Genomic DNA, 20,294 nt, shown 5'->3' on the forward strand with positions numbered 1-20,294 from the left:
ATGAACCTAATGCAAGGAGGGTTTACTGTGCTGGAAGCCGCAAACGGGCAAGAAACACTTGAGAGCTTGCAGCTAAGAAAACCGGATATTTTGGTGATGGAAATGCATGCTGGAGGGCTCAATGCGGTAAAAATACTTCAGTTTATGCGTACAAGAAAAAACTTGCAAGATGTACCAGCTATCATTCTTTCAGCGACTTTTCTTCCTGAAGAAGTGAAGCAAATCATTGCTCTTGGCGCAAGCAATTGTCTTAATAGAACAACGACGACCCCCCTTGTACTTTGCAAAAAGATCAAAGACATTTTGACAAGTTAGGGGCGGCCAAACAGCCGTAAAGAAGACCATAAACACCAAAGATATCGAGCTTCGCTCCAGCCCTTTTCAACAATGCGGCGAGATTCTGATCGCTATAGTCTTCGTCACTGCCTTTGTGTGAAACATACCCGCTCATTTCCTTTTCCCTCCATAGATGCAATCCTTATCATGCCGGACGCCAATGATCAGCGTCTCTCCCCAGAACCTTGCCGGCGTAATACTTCTCCCCTTTTCTCTCAGGTTTCCTTCTTCCCTCGAACCGGCAAGTGAATATGCTCTAAGGAACTAAGGATGCAAGGAGCGATTGAGAAGGTGTAACCTATTCCTTAGTCTTTGTCTTCAGCGTCTCTTCCATCATCAGGATATATTTCACGAACTTGAATCCGAAGAGCATGAGTTCCACATCATCGGTGCTGAGTTTCTCATGTAACGTTTCATCAACTTCAAAGTGGTCCAGGAATTTGCTGTTGAACACGAACCGGCGAAATCTATCCGTGTCATAACAGGCCATATAAAACAACTCCTGTTTCTTCTCATCGAGCTCCTTCCCCGGCAGGTTCCGCATCAGGATGATGCTCTTCCAACTCCTGTTCAGCTCATCGTAACGGTCTACGCCCTGATCCTCTCTCCATCGCTCGACCGTCCATTCGTCAAGCTCTTCAAACCCCTTACAATGGGCTTCCCTGACGAAGAAAAAGAACTCCTCATCGACGATCTCGCCGTCAAGGGCCTTTTTCAGGGTACCCTGGCCGATAGGATAGTACCTGCAGTTCGCCGGCCTGTCTTCATAGATGGAACATCCCTCGGACGTAACAAAGTGGCAACTCCTCGCACCGTCGTCCTTCATCCTGAGGAAAAGAAAGGGGAATGACGACTTTTCCTCGGTCCTGGTATAGGTATATCTTTCGAGGAATTCCTCGGATGTAATACCGAGCCTCCTCTTCAGGGCAATGATATCATAGGGCGTGAGCATGATATCGATGTTGCTGCAACACTTCGTGAAACAGGAAATCCCCTTGTGACACGTAAACCTGAACCTGCTCTTTGGGGTGAGCTGGACGTGATCGACAGCGGACATATTCAGCATAAGGGCCTCCTGAATTCTTGATCTTTTATTATAGACGGCGGGTTCCGGAAAAAGCTATTTCGACCGTTCTCGAAGCCATTATCAGTTCATCACTGAATGAAGGGATCGAGAGAAGATCGTCGGGAACCTCCCAAAAGCCCTCAGTGGTATTCAGGCGCTCATTGACTGGGTCAGCTTCCTTCGCGCAGGGATGATGAGCGCAGTATCTCTCCTGAGACAAGAAAGGGCCGGCCCCTTCGGGGTCGGCCCTTGGCTCCGGTACAATAGCTCAGCCCGCTTTTTACAACAGGGGAACGATGAGCAGGGCAACAATATTGATGACCTTGATCATCGGGTTGATGGCCGGTCCTGCTGTGTCCTTGTAAGGATCGCCGACTGTATCACCGGTGACAGAGGCCTTGTGTCCATCGCTTCCCTTCTTATGAACTTTCCCTGTGTCATCGGTAACGCCCTCTTCAAAGGATTTCTTGGCATTGTCCCAGGCGCCGCCGCCGCTTGTCATGGCGATGGCCTGGAAGAGTCCGGTCAGGATACTTCCGATAAGTACGCCTCCAAGTGCCTCTCTTCCAAGCAGAAAACCTACAATAACAGGAACAACAACTGGGATGAGCGCAGGGACCATCATCTGCTTGATAGCGCCTTTTGTGACAATATCAACACACTTGCCATATTCCGGCTTTGCCTTATATTCCATAATTCCGGGGATCTCCCTGAACTGTCTTCTGACTTCATCAACGATGCTGCCTGCTGCTTTTCCAACAGCCTCCATCAGGAGTGAGCCGTAATAATAAGGAAGCAGACCGCCGATAAAGAGACCTGCCAGAACCATCGGGTTTGAGAGATCAAAATAAAGCTGTGTGCTGAATGACCTTGAATACTCCGCAAAAAGAACCAGAGCTGCAAGGCCTGCTGAACCGATTGCATAACCCTTTGTAACAGCCTTTGTTGTGTTTCCGACTGCATCGAGAGGATCTGTTATGTTACGAATCGCTTCAGGTAGTCCTGCCATTTCTGCGATACCGCCTGCATTGTCAGTAATCGGTCCATATGAGTCAATCGCAACAACGATGCCTGTCATCGAAAGCATGGAAACTGCGGACAATGCGATAGCAAAAAGACCGCCTGCTGCGTCACCTGCAAATCCGCCACCCAATGAATAGGCTCCGAGGATTGAGGCAACAATAACTATCACAGGAGCGGCGGTTGACTTCATGCTGACAGCGAGGCCTGCGATCACGTTTGTGCCGTGGCCTGTCAGACTGGCCTTTGCAATGTGTTTCACCGGGGGATACTGTGAAGCGGTGAAATATTCAGTTATGACCACGATCAGTCCGGTCAATGCAAGGCCGATAATTGCCATAAGGAAGACGTTCATCTGTGTAAATGAAGGGTGAGAGGCCATTGAAGCCGCATCTACGCCTTCAAGAAATCTACCTGTCACAAAATAAAACACTATTGCGGCGAGAACTCCGGCAACGGAAAGCCCCTTATAGAGGGCGCCCATAATGTACTGGCTCTTGCCGAGCTTTACAGCAAAGGTTCCGATAATGGAAGCGATGATCGATATTCCGCCGAGGAGCATCGGGAATTCCACCCATGGGCTTTCAGCGCCAAAAACCGTCTTAGCGAGGAGCATTGCTGCAACGAGCGTGACCGTGTATGTTTCATAAAGGTCAGCTGCCATGCCTGCACAGTCGCCGACATTGTCGCCAACGTTGTCTGCTATAACTGCGGGGTTCCTCGGGTCGTCTTCCGGTATGCCCGCCTCGACTTTTCCGACGAGGTCCGCTCCGACGTCTGCTGCCTTTGTATAGATACCGCCTGCGATACGGGCGAACACACTCATGAGTGAGCATCCGAACCCGAGACCTACGAGCGCATGGAATGCCATCTCAGGGGCTGCCTGTCTTGCTATTGTGTAAAAGCCGGCAAGTCCTATAATTCCGAGACCAACGACCATGACTCCGGTCACCGAGCCGCCCTTGAACGCAAGGCTGAGTGCAGCCTGGAGCCCTTTGTGGGCAGCCTGTGTTGTACGTACGTTTGCGCGGACTGTAACCCACATGCCTACAAAACCTGCAAGCGCTGAACCCAGTGTTCCAATAAGAAAACCAGCAGCTGTCCAGATACCAAGTCCGGCAACGGCAATCAAAATAATCAGGGCAACAAGCACAATTGCAACAGTTTTATATTCACGTGCAAGAAATGCATATGCTCCCTCTTTAACCGCATTCGAGATCTCCTGCATCTTCGCGCTCCCCGCATCCTGCTTCGATACCCACATTGCAGTCATCACAGCGTATATCACGCCTAACAATCCGCAACCTAAGGCGAAAAGTATTGTTAAACTCATGTATTCTCCTCCTTCGATAAGATGTTGTTCGAATTAGTTATAAGTCAGACTGAATGATCCTGGATTTCGACGAACGCTGTCTTCACCTCCCTTGTTTGGACTAAAGATTATTAATGTATTCCCACCGAGGCTTGCCAACAAAATGTCCCTTATTCCCTTGCTGCCTGTTTTGCAAAGACCATTGCCGTCGCCCGGTAGAACATATGGGCCATCTTCGAAAAGGGCGCGTAGGCGAAGAGGAAGAAGATGAAAACGAGATGGGTGACATAGATGGGATAAGCCAGGGCCGCGATATCGGCAAGCCTCAAGAGCTCGGAGAGTATGCCTGTTGCCATGATTGCAGTCACAACCACAATGAAGAGCCAGTCAAAATAGCTGCCTGCCCCCGCCTTTTCAGCATTCTTCAGACGGTTGCTGATGACAAGGGACATCCCGATGAGGAGGGCAAGGGCACTTGCGTTTCCAAGAATCTTCATAGGATCATAGAGCGGATATGGCGATTCGCCGAAGTGGAAGAGCGACGAAGCCTGTATACCAAGGATTTCATATCCATAGAGATACGCAATCGCCCAGGTCGTTGTTATCGCAAGTCCCACGAAGGCGTAGAATACGAGAAGGTGTGACGTTGATCTTGCCTGTGTTACATTACACTTCTTGAACCTCTTGTGAGTAAGGATCTCAATAATCGTATCCTTGATGTGGGCTGTCAGGTTGCCTCTTAGCGTCACGCCGTTGCTCATCGCCGCCCAATACTTCCTGATTCCTGCGATAAAGCTCAGCACGGCAAAGACTGCTGCCGCGATGAATACCGTGTCGATGAGGGGAACAGGGATGAGCTTTGCATAAACGATCTCCCCTTCAGGGAGTCCCGAGAGGTATCCCCTGGCGCCGATAATCCCGAGAAAAATGAGCACCGGCAGTGCAAAGAGGAGGATCAGGTATTTTGAGTCGGCAACCATGTTCGCAAGAGCAGAGGGTGAAGAATACGTCTTGATCGTCATCTTCCTGATCGCGCCGAGCACCTCGCCCGGTTTAGCGCCCCGAGGGCAATATGCAGTACAGTCACTGCACTGATGGCATAGCCAGACATCGGGGTTGCTCAGAAGCTTGTCCTTCTGCCCCCACTGGGCAAGGACCATCTCCTTCCTCGGGAATGGCTTGTTGTCGGGAGTCACATTACATACCACAGAACATGTGGCACACTGGAAACACTTCTTGAGTGACTCTCCTCCGTTGTTGATGATCTCTTTAACAAAACTTAAATCCGGGCTTATCACCTGTTCCGCCATGAATGAACCTCCTCTTTCAGATAGAGGCTGAAGTGAGGGTTACGAACCTATCCTTCTGCGTTCTTCAGCCTTTTTTCAGCTCAATCCTAACCTTTATCCTAAAATCCCTTAAACGGATTTGGGCCTATCTCCTTAACCTTCTCGACAAACTCGTTGATCATCTCAGGCAGCCTGTCATACTCCGAGATCGCCACCTGCATCATCTGGACCCTCTCGGACTCGAGCTGCAGCCTGTTCAGAGTCTCTCCGATCTTGCTGAACCGGTAATTGGCGAGCTCGCTGCCCTTCACGAAGTGACACTGGTAGTTCTCTCCGTACTTGCAGCCGAGGAGAAGCACGCCGTCGATGCCTTTCGAAAGGGCATCGGCGACCCAGACGAGATTCATGCCGCCGAGACATCTCAGCGAGACAAACCTTACGCTTGGATCGATCCTCTTCCGATTGATCGCCGCCGTGTCCAGCGCAGGGTATGCATCGTTCTCGCAGACGAGGGCGATGATCCTGAACTCATCCTCCTCGGACTCAACAGACTTGATCATCGAGCCGACAATATCGACACTGTAATCCTTGAAGGCGACGATCCTTTCTGGACATGCACCCATGCAGGTTCCGCAGCGCCTGCACCGGTTGATCTTGTAATAGGGTATCCCCTTCTCGTCTTCGTCAATTGCGCCGAAGGGGCATTCCTCGGTGCATCTCTTACAGGCAGTACACCTGATGAGCATCGGATCAGGGAAGGTGATGTCCCAGGCCCTTGGATGGACTGCGACACCCCTCGATACATGGTCAAGGCACTGTATCGCCTTAAAGGCCGCCCCTGCACCATCCTCCTGGGCCTCTGCCATGTTCATCGGCTGTCTCACACCGCCGGCAGCATAGATGCCGGTCCTCCTCGTCTCGTACTGGAAACAGATAAAATTCGAGTCCGCAAAACCGCAGGCGCCTTCAAGGGGCGGTATCTCAGGGCCCTGACGGTAGCCGAGGTTCAGAATAAATTCCGGCTTCGGCGTCGACTCGAGGTAAGCCTTTTTCGCCTCATCGCCCTTTGCAGCCGCCTGGGTTATTCCGTCAAGATATTCCTGGGGGGCCTTCGTCGTAGGCACCATGCCTGTTGCGAGCACGACGAGGTCAGCCTCGATCTTCACCTTCTCACCGAGCAAGGAATTTTCGGTCTCTACAAAGAGATTCCCCTTTCCTCCGTCTGTTACACCCGTCACGTCCGCCTTTGTCAGCATGACGCCGGGATCGTTCTGGGCCTCTTTATAATAGGCCTCAAGTCTTCCGGGGGTTCTGATATCGATATAAAATATCATCGCCAGGGCATCAGGGTTCTGCCTTACGTATTTCGCCTGTTTCAGGGATGTTGCGCAACACATGGCAGAGCAGTAGGGAAGATGGTTCGGGTTCCTGCTCCCCGCGCACTGAATGAAGGCGACCTTCTTCGCTTCTTTTCCGTCGGAGGGCCTGACGATCCTGCCGCCGTTCTTCCGGGCAATCTCCTCGAACTCAATATTGGTAACGACATCCTTGAACTTTCCGTATCCGAGATAGTCAAGTTTCGTCGCGTCATAGGGCTGCCAGCCCGAGGCCATAACGATCGCCCCGATCTTCATCGTTTCAGAACCGTCCTTTGACGCAATAGTCACATCGTAGAGACCCGGCTGGCCGTCGGTCTTCTCCACGTATGCAGATTTATATACCTTGATATCAGGGTGGCTCTCTACCTCCCTAATGGTCTTCTCGATGTCAGTGTCAACGATGAGGGGCTCCTGGAAGAAGTCGCCTGTAGGGATCTTCTTGTAAAGCCTGTTCGCAAAGCCCCCAAGCTGCGCCTCCTTTTCTACGAGCACAACCTTCTCGCCGGCCCTGGCCGCCTCAAGGGCCGCAGTCATTCCCGTGATGCCTCCGCCGATGACGAGGAGGGTCTCGGTAAGATCGGCGAGGATATTGGGTTCCGGCAGATCACCTTTCTGGGTCTTTATGATCCCCATGGTGAGGTAATCAGCGGCAACAGCCTGGGTCTCATCATTGTTCGGCTCCAGCGTCCATGCAACAAATTCCCTGATATTCACACGCTCTGTTATCGTTCCTGGGAAATCGAACTCCTCAAACTTCACGCGGGGAGAACAGGCTGCGATAACGATGGTGTTCACACCTTCCTTCTCCATGTCCTCCGTAATCATTCCCACGCCATCGGGACTGCAGAGGATATCATGGGTCTTGCAGAGAGGGATCTTCATGTCCTTTATCGCAACATTCGAGAGCTTATCTATATTGACGGCTTCACCAATACCGCAGCCCTTGCAGATATATACGCCATACTTTTTGTCCATCCCTACCTCCTCCTCAAGCTCTGGATGCTCTTCATAACAACACCCGTTGCATCCTGTGCTGACCGTGCAACATCAACAGGGCTCTTCAGTGTTCCCACCGCATAGACCCCCTTCTTTGCCGATGTGTCCACAAACCCTTCCGGTGTATAGGAGAGATCCTTTATCGTCTTCGCTTCCCTTGTGCTCGGGGCCATTCCTGTTGCAAGGACTACCATGTCAAAGGTCGCCTTGATCTTGCCTTCGCCGAAGATGTCTTCGGCCTCGACAATGACGTCCTTTGTTACGGGGTCTTCGGTGATGCCTGCAACCTTCCCCTTCGTGAAGGTGACATTCGGATCGTCCTTCACCTTCCAGTAGAATCTCTGCTCATAGAGACCGGGGGTTCTGATGTCGATATAGAATATCCGGGCCTTTGAATCGGGATACTGCTCCCTCACATAGAGGGTCTGCTTTAGCGAGGCCAGGCAGCAGATATAGGAACAGTAGGGGAGGTGATTCTCATCCCGTGATCCTGCACACTGGACAAAGGCTATGTTCTTAACCTCTTTTCCGTCAGAAGGCCGGAGGATCTTCCCCTTTGTGGGACCGTTCGGCGCTGCGAGCCTCTCCATCATCATATTGGTTATCACGTTCTGGACCTTGCCGAATCCGAGGATATCCATCTTCGTCGCGTCATAGGGGTTCCAGCCCATGGCCATGACGATAGCACCGACCTTCAGGTTCACCGTCTCCGGCTTCATGGCAAGGTCGATAGCGTCGTATTTACAGGCATCGAAACATGCCTTTTTGCAGTCACCGGCGCATGCCGTATCATCGATCACATAGCGAAAGGGGAAGGCCTGATCAAAAGGCAGATATGCTGCCTTTGTCTTGTCCATGCCGAAGTTGAATGCGTTCTCCCGGAAGGAAGGGCATGCCTGGGCGCATGCATCGCACCCGACGCACCGCTCATTCACATAGCGCGGATGTATCTTGAGGGTCACATCGAAATTCCCCTCTTCACCCTTGACGTCAACGACCTCGGCGAGGGTATAGACCTTTACCTGCGAGCTGTTCTTTATCCTCTTGAACTGTATCTCGAGTCCACAGTTTGGGGGGCAGAGTTTCCAGAAATACTTGTTGAGCTGTGCCACCCTGCCGCCGAGGTACGGATTTTTTTCTACGATGACTACGTCACAGCCCGCCTCAGCCGACTCAACAGCCGCTGTAAGCCCGCTGAAACCTCCTCCAACCACGAGAACCGTTTTATTCTCTGCCATCTCTATCCTCCTTAAGGCAGTAAATCACGCTGTACGGAAAATGGAACAGGGAAAAGGGAAAACCGATCATGAATAAACTATGATTAAGCCTGAGCGTAGTATTTTCCATCTTCCATCTTGCATTTTCCGTGAAACAATCGGGGAGGGCTGATGCCCTCCCCGTGTGAGGTCGACTACGATACCATCTGGACGTAGGGAACTTTCTTCAATTCCCACCCGTGAGTTTCTGCATTGTACTTCGAATTGGTGAAGCACTTCCAATCTTTATCATCGATCTTGTTGAAGTCGCCCCTGTAATAGTAGCCCGGGTACCTGGACTCCTGCCTGAAGAGGATGTGCCGTGCGTGAGCTTCAACCGAAAGGATGCGGTGATAATTCTCATTGCACCTCAGCAGCTCATGGAGGTCCTTTGCCGCCATCTTGTTCGCGTCCTCTTTGAGCATCTCGAGCTTCTTGAGACCTTCTTCGAGCATGGTCTTTGAGGTCATGTACCAGGTTGACACCCCTCCGAAGTACTCGTCGGCGATCTTCTGGAGCCTCAACTGAAGGGCCTTCGGGCCGATGTAATTGGGGTTGATCGTAGGATCGGTTGAATAGGTTTTGTATTTCTCATATATCTCGAAGGGCAGATACATCTCGGCCGTGACTTCGTCAGCCGACTTCTTCGGTGTCGGCTTGTAGTCGGGATGGTCGAGGATGTATGCTAACGCAGCCTTTGCAGCTAGCCTGCCTTCTGCGTGAGAACCTGAGGAGAATTTGTGGCCCGATGCTCCGACAACGTCACCGGCCATGAAGAGACCGGGTACGGTGGACATCCTGTTATATCCCCAGCTGTAGTGTTCCGGAGTGCCGGGAATATCGCCGGGGCCGCTTACCCAGAACCCTGCGCAGCCTGCATGGGAACCGAGGAGATAGGGCTCTGTCGGCATGATCTCGGAAGGGACCTTATCAGGCTCGGTATTCGTTGCCGCCCATATGGACGCCTGTCCGATAGCCATATCGAGGAAGTCTTCCCAGGCCTCTGCCTCAAGGTGTTTCATCTTCTTGGCTCCTTCTTTGTCGCCAAGCTTCTCTTTGAAGGCCTTGCCCAATTCAGCCATAGCCTCGTGCGTCCTCATGATGATCGGACCCTTTCCGTCCTTCATGGCCCTCATCATGAGGTGGTTCCTGATAGCCGTTCCGAGACCCTTTGCATAGTCTCCATATCTTGCAACGGCATCATCGAAATATTCCTTGTCCGCGCAGTAATCGCTTCCATAGCTGTCAGTTGCCTTCGCCTTGAAAAAGAGGAACCATGCGCCGACAGGACCATAGCCGTCCTTAAACCTCGCAGGCACGAACCGGTTCTCCATCAAGGTCATCTCGGCGCCTGCCAGCATTCCGAAAGCATAACCTGAACCCGCGCTGAATACCGGGTACCAGGTCCTTCCCATACCCTCACCGACCGACCTCGGCCTAAAGACATTAACGGCTCCGGCACATGCGTTGATGATAGCCTTCGCCTTAAAGATATAGGTCTTGTTCTCTCTGACGCTGAAGCCCGCCGCTCCTGCCACGTGCTTCCCGTCCACATCCATAAGAGGGCTGTGGATCAAGACCCTCTCGAAATGGTTCTGGGCCATTCCGGTCTTTTCCCTGTTGGTCTGGAGGGCCTTCTTTGCAGCCTCTGCAACAATGACCTTATAAGATTCACCGTTGATCATGATCTGCCATTTGCCGGACCTCACCGGCGTTCCGCCGTCCTTGAGCGATGCCTTGCCAGCATCCCTTGCCTGGAAGCCGTCGAGGGAGAATCCGTCATCACCCTTCTTCCAGATCGGGAGTCCCCACTCTTCAAAGAGCTTGACGGAGTCATCAACGTGCCTGCCGAGGTCAAAGACAAGGTCTTCCCTGATGATGCCCATCAGGTCGTTTCTTACATACTTTACATAATCGGCGACTTTGTTCTCACCGACATAGGTATTGATAGCCGACAGACCCATGGCGACTGCACCGCTTCTGTCCGTTGCTGCCTTGTCGACAAGGACAACCTTCAGTCCCTTTTCGTTTGCCCACCGGCATGCTTCGAATGCAGCGCCGCAACCTGCCATACCGCCACCCATAATAAGGAGATCGGTCTCAACCTCGGTCACTTCAGGCTTCGCACAAAATGAAAATGTACAGGTTTCTTTTTCCATGGATATTCACCTCCTATTCGTTTCTTGCCGGACCGGTAAAGAAGCCGGGCTTTTTCAGCGTCGCAAAATCAGGCGTCGGTTTTCCGGCATAGGGATCAACCGAACCTTCTGCCGTTGACCGGATGGGGAACTTGAACCTCTTGAGGATCCCGTTCCTGAATTTGATCGTCCACATGATGGAGTCAGTGCCTCTCAAAGGGATCGTGCTGGACCCGAGGGGAACAAAGTCCGAGTAACCCCTGACCTCGATCGCCTGCTGAGGGCAGATCTTCACGCAGTTAAAGCACTCCCAGCACTGCTCGGGCTCCTGATTGTATGCCTTCATCTTCTCTCTGTTGAGGGCCATCAAATCATGGGGACAGATATACTGGCAGGCTGTCTTATCCTGAGCCTTGCATCCGTCACACTTCTCGGTGATCACAAAACTTGGCATGTCAAAACCTCCTTCGGATATAGTGTTGATAATTGGCTTTTTAACCTAAAGCCTCAGGGTCTTGCTGAACCTTCACCCCCTCTCGTCATAAAATGGGGCTGGGGATTGGCGATCAGGGATTTGCTTTCGGCAATCCCCAATCTCTCATCCCTAGTCCCCTTATTTTTATGCGCCTTCTGCATATTTGTGTGTCTTGATCTCGACCTTCTCGGTCAGGCCCTCATAGTATTTTCTGAGGATCGCCAGGACCTCAGGCCGGCTGAACTTATCGGAAACATCTTCGCCCTCTGAGAGCATCTTTCTCAGCTTCGTGCCGCTCAGGAGAAGCCTGTCTTCCTTGCCGTGGGGACAGGTCCTCATCGAGGCCATGCCGTCGCACTTGTGGCACCAGAACGTCCAATCGATCTTGAGGGGCTTTGTCTCGAGGGCGTCCTTCGGAATCTCATCAAAGATCTTCTGGGCATCAAAGGGCCCGTAGTACTCACCGACACCGGCATGGTCGCGGCCAACGATGAGATGGCTGCAGCCGTAGTTCTGCCTGAAGAGGGCGTGGAGAAGGGCCTCCCTCGGACCCGCGTATCTCATGTCGAGGGGATAGCCGCCGATAACGATGGTGTTCTTTACGAAGTATTTTTCCGTGAGCATATCGATTGCCTTCTGACGGACATCGGAAGGGATGTCTCCCGGCTTCAGTTTGCCGAGGAGCATATGAACAAAGACACCGTCGCAGGTCTCGATGGCGATTTTGCAGAGGTACTCGTGGGAGCGGTGCATCGGGTTCCTCGTCTGAAAGGCTGCAACGGTCTTCCAGCCTTTTTCGAGGAAGAGATGCCTCGACTGCGCTGGGGTCAGATAGATCTCGGGATATTCCTTCGGAAATGTTGCCTCGCTGAGGACCTTGACAGGGCCGGCGAGGTTCGTCCCGGCCTGATCCATGACCATCTTCACACCAGGATGCTCTACATCAGCGGTCTTGTAAATCTCTTTGCACTCATACTGCTTGTCGATCTTGTAGCTTTCCGTGACCTTCATAGTCGCCATGATCTCGCCGAACTCCTCGGAGAAGAGGGCCACCTCGTCGCCCGGCTTTACGCTCTCGTCCGTCGAGACTGTTACCGGAATCGGCCAGAACGTGCCGTCGGCCATCTTATAATCGCCACAGATGTCCTTCCAGTCTTCGTACCCCATGAAGCCTTCGATCGGTGTAAACCCGCCGATACCGATCATGATAAGGTCGCCGGTCTCGCGGGACGATATCCTGATCTGCTTCAGGGATTTTGCCCTTTTCTTTTCTTCCTCCAGTTCCTTGCCGGTGAGCAGAAGCGGTTTCAGTTTCTTCTCTTTTCCATGCGGATTAACCAGTGACATATCCAATCCTCCTGTCTGTTATTGTTAGGCTTTCACGGGTAAAGCCAAACCGAAAACCCTTGCCTGATGCGCCCTTCATGGCTTCATGATGCCTTGGTGAGAATCCTTTTCGCGGATCAACCACCTAAAGTTCCTCAAAAGAGCACTCTAAATTAATCAATGTGGGGATTTAAAGCAATTTTAAAATTATAATTCGAAGATTAGTTTTCCTTATAAAATGGGGGGAGCACAGCAGGCGGGATTGGCAGGGGCGTACCGGCTGCACGCCCCTGCAAAGAGGTCGTAAAAAAACGCTATCTATTTCAGGCCCAGAGAAGCACAGACGGCCTTGAAGATGTCGTCAATGCCTCCGGTGCCTTTGACGCTGCTCAGTATCCTCTTCCTGCCGTAGTAGTCGATGAGGGGAGCGGTCTGGGCATTGTATACTTCAAGCCTCTTCTTTATTGTCCCTTCCTTGTCGTCGTCCCTCTGGAAGAGTTCGCCCCCGCATTTGTCGCAGACGCCTTCCTTTTTAGGAGTATTGAAATAGACGTTGTACATCTGGCCGCAGGCCTTGCACGTCCTCCTGCCGGTGAGCCTCTTCATCAAGTCGTCTAAAGGCACGTCCACGCTCAGGGCAGCGCTCAGAGACATGTTCAGGCCGGCAAGCATCTTGTCCAGCGCCTCTGCCTGGGCTGTGTTCCTCGGGAAACCGTCAAGGATATAGCCCTTCTTGCAGTCATCCTTCTTCAACCTCTCCTCAACCATTCCGAGCACAACCCTGTCCGGTACCAGTTCACCCTTGTCCATATAGGATTTCGCCTCTTTCCCGAGAGGGGTCCCTGCTGCAACAGCGGCCCTCAAGAGATCGCCGGTGGAGATCTGAGGGACACCATATTTTTCGATAAGCTTCTTTGCCTGGGTGCCCTTTCCTGCCCCCGGCGCGCCAAGTAGTACGAGTCTCATAGTTCCTCCTTGTCTGTTATGATGAATGTAAAGGCACTCTTGCATCGGACTGACCTTCAGCCCTTCAAGAAAACATGGTTACTTTATGACAACAAACCGTCTTTTTTCAAGAATAAACCCGGCAGGAATCATTAATTCTTCTTATTTTCCTATTAATGCGGCATGACGGATAGATAGTCTCTCAGCTTTTTGAGCGCCCTTCCCCTATGGCTCAGGCCATCCTTTTCGTCGGCTCCCATCTCTGCAAAGGTCCTCCCATGTCCTTCAGGATAGAAGACAGGGTCGTAACCAAAACCGTTAAAGCCTCTTTGATCCCTGCCTATCCTGCCCCCGACATTTCCCTCGAAGGTCTCAACAGGGCCTCCGGGAAAGGCCAGAGCTATACAACAGACAAACCGAGCTCCTCTTTCACTGTCGTCGACGTCATGGAGTTCTGCGAGCAGTTTGGCGATATTCTTCCGGTCATCCGCGCCCTCACCGGCATAGCGCGCGGACAGGACGCCCGGGGCGCCTCCCAGGGCATATACTTCAAGGCCGGAATCGTCGGAAAGGGCGGGTTTTCCCGCGTAAGCTGCAACAGCAACAGCCTTTTTGATCGCATTCCCTTCAAAGGATCCAGCATCCTCCTCCACCTCGGGACAGTCCGGAAAATCATCAAGGGTGTAGAGGACTATCGGAATCCCCTCGAGTATCCTCCTGATCTCTTCTACCTTCTTTTTGTTTCTTGTGGCGATGACAAGTTCCATGTCCATCCCCCTTGAGACTCCCGGTAATCTTCAGGAGTAAATGCGCCGATCCCCTTGGTACCCGGCCCCCTTGCACGATTGGGCCACTGGGCCTTGGTAATAATGAGGCCACAGGGTCTGCCTGTGACAAAAGTCATGGGTGTGAGGTAAAATATATTATGCTGGCCCAAAAAATAAAGCCAGTATTGAAAATATCGTTATCCATCTGTTAGTATTTGTGGATGTCTGATGAGTTAAAGAAGGCCAGCCTGCTGCTCAGGGTATTTGCAAAGGCTCTTGATTTCATCCTCATTGCTGCAGTGACTGAGTTGGTGCCGAGGGCCGGTTTCTACGCTGGACTGTCCTATCTCCTCATCAGCGACGGGCTCTTCGAAGGAAGAAGTGTCGGCAAGCGCCTCATGGGTCTAAGCGTCGTCTCGGCCTCGACTGAAGCCCCCTGCTCCATGAAGGACTCGATACTGAGGAACTCGCTGCTTGGTGCAGGCCTCGTGCTGTTTAGGATCCCTCTCATCGGCTGGGCATTCATCATACTGATTTCAGGCGTTGAGTTCCTCATACTCCTCGGGAGTAAGGAGGGAATGAGACTCGGAGATGAAATCGCCAAGACCTTGGTAGTCGAGGGGCTGCCGGCGCAGAGCGAAACAGCTAACCAGTAGACGAAATTCGGCGTGTTGTTCAGGAGGTGGAATGCTTTTCCATAACATATTAGGGATGTTTTCGAGTGATCTTGCCATAGACCTCGGTACGGCAAATACCCTCGTCTTTGTCAAGAGTAAAGGGATCGTCTGTAACGAGCCTTCTGTTGTCGTTGTCAGGAAGGACAATAAGAAGACCGTAGCCGTCGGCGCAGATGCCAAGAAGATGCTGGGGAAAACGCCCGCGAATATCATGGCTATCAGGCCGATGAAGGACGGCGTAATCGCAGACTTTGACGCCACAGGTGAGATGCTGAAATACTTCATCAAGAAGGTCCATAACCGGAAGAGTTTTCTCTCGCCAAGGGTCATCATCGGCGTGCCATCAGGAATTACCCAGGTCGAGCAGAGGGCTGTCAAGGATGCTGCTCAGGCGTCAGGGGCGAGAGAGGTGTACCTCATCGAAGAGCCCATGGCCGCTGCCGTTGGCGTGGGCCTTCCTGTCGGCGAGCCTTCGGGGAACATGATCGTTGATGTCGGGGGAGGGACAACGGATATAGCGGTCATCTCCCTTGACGGCATCGTCTACAGCAAGGCGGTCAGGGTGGGCGGCGACAAGATGGATGAGTCCATCATCGCTTATATAAAGAGGAAGTACAACCTTATGATCGGTGACAGGACCGCAGAGTTGATAAAAATAGAGGTTGGGTCGGCCTGTGTGGTCGATCCCTCCGATATTAAGACCATGGAGATAAAGGGAAGAGACCTTATATCAGGCATACCAAAAACGATCGTGATCAGCGAGACAGAGATCCGGGAGGCCCTTAATGAACCGGTCAGCGTGATTCTCGACACCATCAAGGTGACGCTCGAAAACACGCCACCCGAACTTGCTGCCGATATCGTGGACAAGGGCATCGTCCTTGCCGGGGGAGGGGCATTGCTGCGCGGCCTTGATAAGCTGATCAGGGAAGAGACGGGCCTGCCCGTTATCGTGGCCGATGATCCGCTTTCGGCAGTTGCGCGGGGAGTCGGCAAAATGCTCGATGAAATGGAACTCTTAAGGAAGATAGCCATAACCTGATGTCTTTCAGACGTCTTCTCCCTCTTTTCCTGCTCATGATCCTGTCATTTACTCTCATGACATACCAGAGCAACAAAGGTGTTCTTACTCCCTTGGCCTTCCTCTCGATCCCCCTGAACTATGTGAACAGTGTCTTCGGTTCCCTGTCAACCTCTGTCAAAGAACCCTTCAGAAACATGACGCTGAAGGTTGAGGAGAACAGGAGACTGAGAGAAGAGGTCAACAGGCTCATCACGGATCAACAGAGATACCGTGACATCTACTTCGAAAACCAGAGACTGAGGGAATTGCTCTCCCTGAAGGAGAGAGAGAGGAGATACGTTGCGACAGCACATGTCGTTTCGAAGGGTTGGGACCGATGGGCCAACACCCTTATCGTCGACAAGGGGAGGACCGACGGCGTAGAAAAGGATATGGCTGTGATAACTCCCCGTGGCCTTGTGGGGAAGGTCTCGAATGTGACCGACAGGTACGCTTCTGTCCTCCTCATAACCGATATCAATTTTTCTGCTGCCGTGAAGATTCAGGAGACGAGGAAAGACGCCATTTTCTCCGGAACGGGCTCCGGTTCGTGCATACTGAAATACATTCCTCAGGAAGAGAAGCTCAACGGCAACGAGGTCGTTGTCACTTCGGGCTTTGATGACCTTTTCCCTCCCGAGGTTCCTGTTGGATTGGTATCATTGGCATCGGGGAAGAGCTCAGGCATTTTTCAGAAGATCAATGTTACGCCGTTCCAGGACCTGTCGAGATTGGATGAGGTGGTCGTGATAAGGAGATGAAGACCGTCTGTCTCATCTTTACGGTTCTCTTCTCCCTCCTCCTGCAGACGAAGGTCTCGTTCTTCGGGGTCGCCCCCATGTTGACCATCATCATTGTTTATTATGGAGCCATGAGGAGCGGCACTCTGAAGGGAGTCCTTCTCGGTTCGCTCATCGGCATTGTCGAAGACAGCATTACAGGCGGCATCCTCGGGCCAAACCTCCTCGGCAAAGGGGTTGCGGGCTATCTTTCATCCCTCATCTCAGGCGGAATATTCAGGTGGACGCCGTTGCTGGGGATGCTGGCAGTCTTCACCGTCACGCTTACGGACGGCCTCCTCGTCTTCCTTTCGAAGGCCCTCTATGAAAATCTTCCGGCTCCGCCGCTCAGGGCGGTCCTGTCGATTACGCTCCAAGCAGTCATGAACATGACGGCCGGGATCTTTATTAAACCAAGAAATGCAGAATAACGAGAGATCATCGAAAAAGATCCTGACGGTGGGATATATCATCTCTGCCCTCTTCTTCATCTTTGTAATCAGGCTCTGGCAGCTCCAGATACTCCAGGGGGACGAATACCGGAGGCTCTCGGAAGAGAACAGGCTGCGCATCGTCAGGGTTCCGGCCCCCCGTGGGATCATCTACGACAGGAATGCCGTGCCCCTTGTGAAGAACTCTCCTTATTACTCGGTCTCGATAAACCCTCAGACCCTTGACAGGATCGATATGAAGGCCCTCTCTGCGCTCCTGAAGATAGACGTCGGATCGCTATCCGACAGGATAAAGCATAGCCGGAGCCTTTATGAATCCATCAGGCTCAAGGAAGGGCTCTCTCCCAGGGACATCGCCTTCATTGAGGCGAGACGATCGGACTTCCCGGGCCTCTCAATCGATGTCGATGTAAGCAGGGATTATCTATTCGGCAGCGTCGGCGCTCACCTCATCGGCTATCTCGGCAAACCGAACGAGTCCCAGTCAAGAGACCCGGAATTCAGGGACGTCCCTCCCGATGCCTTCATAGGACAATGGGGGATCGAAAGGCTCTATGACCGCGAATTGCGCGGCATAGCCGGCGAGAAGGTCATTGAGGTTGACGCCATGGGCAGGGAACTCAGGCTCATCCAGGAGAAACCCTCCGTACGGGGCGAGGATGTAAGGCTTGCAATGGACATTCATCTCCAAAAAGAGGGAGAGGAGGCCTTAGGTGAAAAGACCGGCGCCCTCGTTGCGCTCAAGGCCGACACCGGCGAGATACTCGCCCTGGCGAGCAAGCCCTCCTTTGACCCCAACATGTTTGCCAGGGGCATAACCCTGAAGCAATGGGAAGACCTCACGAAGAATGCCAAACAGCCTCTCCTGAACAGGGTGCTCCAGAGCCAGTACCCGCCGGGATCCACCTTTAAGATCGTCACGGCATTGGCTGCACTGGAAGAAGGCGCTGTCCAACCAGACTCGAAAACCACATGCAAAGGCGGCATAGCCTATGGCCGGTGGCACTTCGGTTGCTGGCAGAAGAAAGGGCATGGGACCCTTTCCCTCCATCGTGCCCTCGTCGAATCCTGCGACGTCTACTTCTACGAGGCGGGGAGAAAACTCGGCATCGACAAGATCGCCTCCTATGCGAAGGAACTGGGACTCAACAGCGAAATCGGGCTGAACCTCGTTAAGGAGAGGCGCGGTCTCATCCCTGATACCAAGTGGAAGCAGGAGAAAAAGAAACAGCCCTGGTATCTCGGGGAGACATTCAACGCAGCTATCGGCCAGGGATATGTAGCTGTCACGCCTTTCCAGATGGCACAGCTCATGAGTGTCGTTTCGAACGGCGGATACTTCTATCGTCCGTCCATACTCTTTCTGAAGGACAATCCAGAGCCCGTGAAACATCTCAACATCAAGCCTGAAACCCTTGCCGCCATCAATCATGCCCTTTTCGGGGTCGTCAATGAGCAGGGAGGAACAGGATGGGCGGCACGGTCCCAGTTGACTCATATCTGCGGCAAGACAGGCACGGCCCAGGTGGTAGGGCTCAAGAAAGATTCCCAGCACCTCCCTGAATTGCTCCGTGACCATGCGTGGTTCGTCTCCTTTGCGCCTTATGAGAAACCCGAGATCGCCCTTTCGGTCATGGTGGAACATGGCGGCCATGGAGGCGCAGCTGCCGCCCCTATCGCAAAACGTGCAATAGAGGCCTACCTGAAGAGCACTCAAGAGGCGGCATCCGGGAATCAGACCTCAGCGGCAACGACGATCAATGGACGCCGGCCTGCCGCAGTCGACCAGAAGCCGCCACAGGCCATGCCTGACCAGAAGGTGCAGAAGGAACCGACACAATGAAGATCGATCGCCTCCTTCTCAAGAACTTCGACTGGGTGACCCTCGGTCTTATCACTGCCCTGTCTGTCATAGGGGTCATGACGATATACAGCGCCACACGCTCTCCCCTTTCAGGAGAGATGCCTTCCTTTTACATCAAGCAGGTCTACTGGCTTGTCCTGAGCATCCTTGTCCTCATTGCTTTTGTGAGTTTTGATTACATATGGCTGAGCAGATTATCGCCCCTCTTTTACGGCATCGGCATTTCGCTGCTCGTGCTCGTCTTCTTTCTCGGAAGGACGGGGATGGGCGCCCAGCGGTGGCTTAACGCCGGCATATTCTCCTTTCAGCCCTCAGAGGTATTCAAGCTCATATATGTAATTGCCATCGCACGGCACCTGAGTGCCCTTCAGGAGAAGATAGGACTCTTGTCCCTTATCAAGATGTTCCTGCTCCTTGTGGCATTGCCTCTGATACTGATCATCAAACAGCCGGATCTCGGCACAGGGGTCATCCTCCTCTTCGTCTTTCTACTCGTCACCGCGGCAAAAGGGCTCCAAAAGAAGGTCATTGCTCTGCTCATCGTCCTCGGCCTTATCTCCGTCCCTTTCCTCGGGAACATCTTCTGGGAAGGGCTGAAGGACTACCAGAAGAACAGGCTTGTCGTCTTTCTTGAACCCGACGTTGATCCTTCAGGCGTCGGCTATCATATCAACCAGTCAAAGGTCGCAATAGGTTCAGGAAAGGTCTTCGGCAAGGGCTATCTCAGGGGAACACAGGGACCTTTCAGGTTCCTCCCTGAAAAGCATACGGACTTTGTGTTTGCCGTCTTTGCCGAGGAGTGGGGTTTTGCCGGAAGCGGCTTTCTCCTCTTCCTTTACCTCGCCTTTATCCTTCGGGGGCTCGATACCGCCAGGAAGGCGAAGGATGATTTCGGAAGGCTCCTGGCCATGGGCATCTCGCTCATGTTCGCGGTCTATTTCTTTGTGAATATCGGCATGACCCTCGGCATCATGCCTGTCGTAGGAGTTCCCCTGCCCTTCATGAGTTACGGCGGCACTGCGCTCCTCACCAACTTCATTGCGGCAGGGGTGCTCATCAACATACGGACCCGCCGCTTCGAACTCTTTTATTAGGCAATCCTCTTTTGGTATAATTTAAATCCTGTTGGACAGTGTTTTCGTCTCTTTCAGGTC

At 52.6% G+C, this 20,294-nt stretch carries 17 protein-coding genes; 7 read left to right on the forward strand and 10 right to left on the reverse strand.

Features of this window, described 5'->3' with window-relative positions; all coding sequences use genetic code 11:
- A partial coding sequence (locus VFG09_10690) for a response regulator (protein HET6515617.1) occupies positions 1–315 on the forward strand: 315 nt, incomplete at its 5' end.
- 319 nt (positions 316–634) lie between these two features.
- Here VFG09_10690 and VFG09_10695 read toward each other — a convergent pair.
- From VFG09_10695 to VFG09_10740, 10 genes are all read right to left on the reverse strand, one after another.
- Positions 635–1,402, reverse strand: coding sequence for a YkgJ family cysteine cluster protein (locus VFG09_10695; protein HET6515618.1), 768 nt, complete (start codon positions 1,400–1,402; stop codon positions 635–637).
- Between the two features lie 280 nt (positions 1,403–1,682).
- Positions 1,683–3,755: a sodium-translocating pyrophosphatase gene (locus VFG09_10700; protein ID HET6515619.1), complete on the reverse strand. Its 2,073-nt coding sequence runs from the start codon at positions 3,753–3,755 to the stop codon at positions 1,683–1,685.
- Between the two features lie 149 nt (positions 3,756–3,904).
- Positions 3,905–5,044, reverse strand: coding sequence for a quinone-interacting membrane-bound oxidoreductase complex subunit QmoC (gene qmoC / locus VFG09_10705; protein HET6515620.1), 1,140 nt, complete (start codon positions 5,042–5,044; stop codon positions 3,905–3,907).
- A gap of 98 nt (positions 5,045–5,142) precedes the next feature.
- On the reverse strand, positions 5,143–7,377 hold the full coding sequence (locus VFG09_10710) for an FAD-dependent oxidoreductase (GenBank protein ID HET6515621.1): 2,235 nt from the start codon (positions 7,375–7,377) through the stop codon (positions 5,143–5,145).
- A gap of 2 nt (positions 7,378–7,379) precedes the next feature.
- Entirely contained in the window at positions 7,380–8,636 is a 1,257-nt protein-coding gene (locus VFG09_10715; protein HET6515622.1) for a CoB--CoM heterodisulfide reductase iron-sulfur subunit A family protein, read from the reverse strand.
- A gap of 173 nt (positions 8,637–8,809) precedes the next feature.
- A complete protein-coding gene (gene aprA, locus VFG09_10720; GenBank protein HET6515623.1) occupies positions 8,810–10,813 on the reverse strand; it encodes an adenylyl-sulfate reductase subunit alpha in 2,004 nt (667 codons plus the stop codon).
- Positions 10,814–10,826: 13 nt separating this feature from the next.
- Positions 10,827–11,246, reverse strand: a complete 420-nt coding sequence (gene aprB, locus VFG09_10725) for an adenylyl-sulfate reductase subunit beta (protein ID HET6515624.1) — start codon at positions 11,244–11,246, stop codon at positions 10,827–10,829.
- A gap of 165 nt (positions 11,247–11,411) precedes the next feature.
- On the reverse strand, positions 11,412–12,614 hold the full coding sequence (sat, locus tag VFG09_10730; protein HET6515625.1) for a sulfate adenylyltransferase: 1,203 nt from the start codon (positions 12,612–12,614) through the stop codon (positions 11,412–11,414).
- A gap of 297 nt (positions 12,615–12,911) precedes the next feature.
- Positions 12,912–13,559 carry an adenylate kinase gene (locus tag VFG09_10735; protein HET6515626.1) on the reverse strand — a complete coding sequence of 216 codons (648 nt, stop codon included), beginning with the start codon at positions 13,557–13,559 and terminating at the stop codon, positions 12,912–12,914.
- A gap of 152 nt (positions 13,560–13,711) precedes the next feature.
- A complete protein-coding gene (locus VFG09_10740; GenBank protein HET6515627.1) occupies positions 13,712–14,305 on the reverse strand; it encodes an XTP/dITP diphosphatase in 594 nt (197 codons plus the stop codon).
- Between the two features lie 221 nt (positions 14,306–14,526).
- Here VFG09_10740 and VFG09_10745 point away from each other — a divergent pair, with 221 nt between their 5' ends.
- The 6 genes from VFG09_10745 to rodA are packed head-to-tail and all read left to right on the forward strand — an operon-like array spanning position 14,527 to position 20,234.
- Complete coding sequence (locus VFG09_10745; protein HET6515628.1) at positions 14,527–14,961, forward strand: RDD family protein; 435 nt, start codon at positions 14,527–14,529, stop codon at positions 14,959–14,961.
- Positions 14,962–14,992: 31 nt separating this feature from the next.
- The gene (locus VFG09_10750; GenBank protein HET6515629.1) at positions 14,993–16,024 is read left to right on the forward strand and encodes a rod shape-determining protein; all 1,032 of its coding nucleotides are present in this window, start codon (positions 14,993–14,995) and stop codon (positions 16,022–16,024) included.
- The gene (gene mreC / locus VFG09_10755) at positions 16,024–16,806 is read left to right on the forward strand and encodes a rod shape-determining protein MreC (GenBank protein HET6515630.1); all 783 of its coding nucleotides are present in this window, start codon (positions 16,024–16,026) and stop codon (positions 16,804–16,806) included. Before VFG09_10750 ends, mreC begins: the two co-directional genes overlap by 1 nt.
- Positions 16,803–17,255 carry a rod shape-determining protein MreD gene (gene mreD / locus VFG09_10760; protein HET6515631.1) on the forward strand — a complete coding sequence of 151 codons (453 nt, stop codon included), beginning with the start codon at positions 16,803–16,805 and terminating at the stop codon, positions 17,253–17,255. The genes mreC and mreD overlap by 4 nt, the downstream gene beginning before the upstream one ends.
- Positions 17,245–19,119 (forward strand): penicillin-binding protein 2, encoded by a 1,875-nt coding sequence (gene mrdA / locus VFG09_10765; GenBank protein ID HET6515632.1) that lies wholly within the window; start codon positions 17,245–17,247, stop codon positions 19,117–19,119. The genes mreD and mrdA overlap by 11 nt, the downstream gene beginning before the upstream one ends.
- Positions 19,116–20,234, forward strand: coding sequence for a rod shape-determining protein RodA (gene rodA / locus VFG09_10770; GenBank protein ID HET6515633.1), 1,119 nt, complete (start codon positions 19,116–19,118; stop codon positions 20,232–20,234). Before mrdA ends, rodA begins: the two co-directional genes overlap by 4 nt.
- Positions 20,235–20,294 lie beyond the last annotated feature (60 nt).

It is taken from the genome of Thermodesulfovibrionales bacterium (genome assembly GCA_035686305.1).
Taxonomy (GTDB): Bacteria; Nitrospirota; Thermodesulfovibrionia; order Thermodesulfovibrionales; family UBA9159; genus DASRZP01.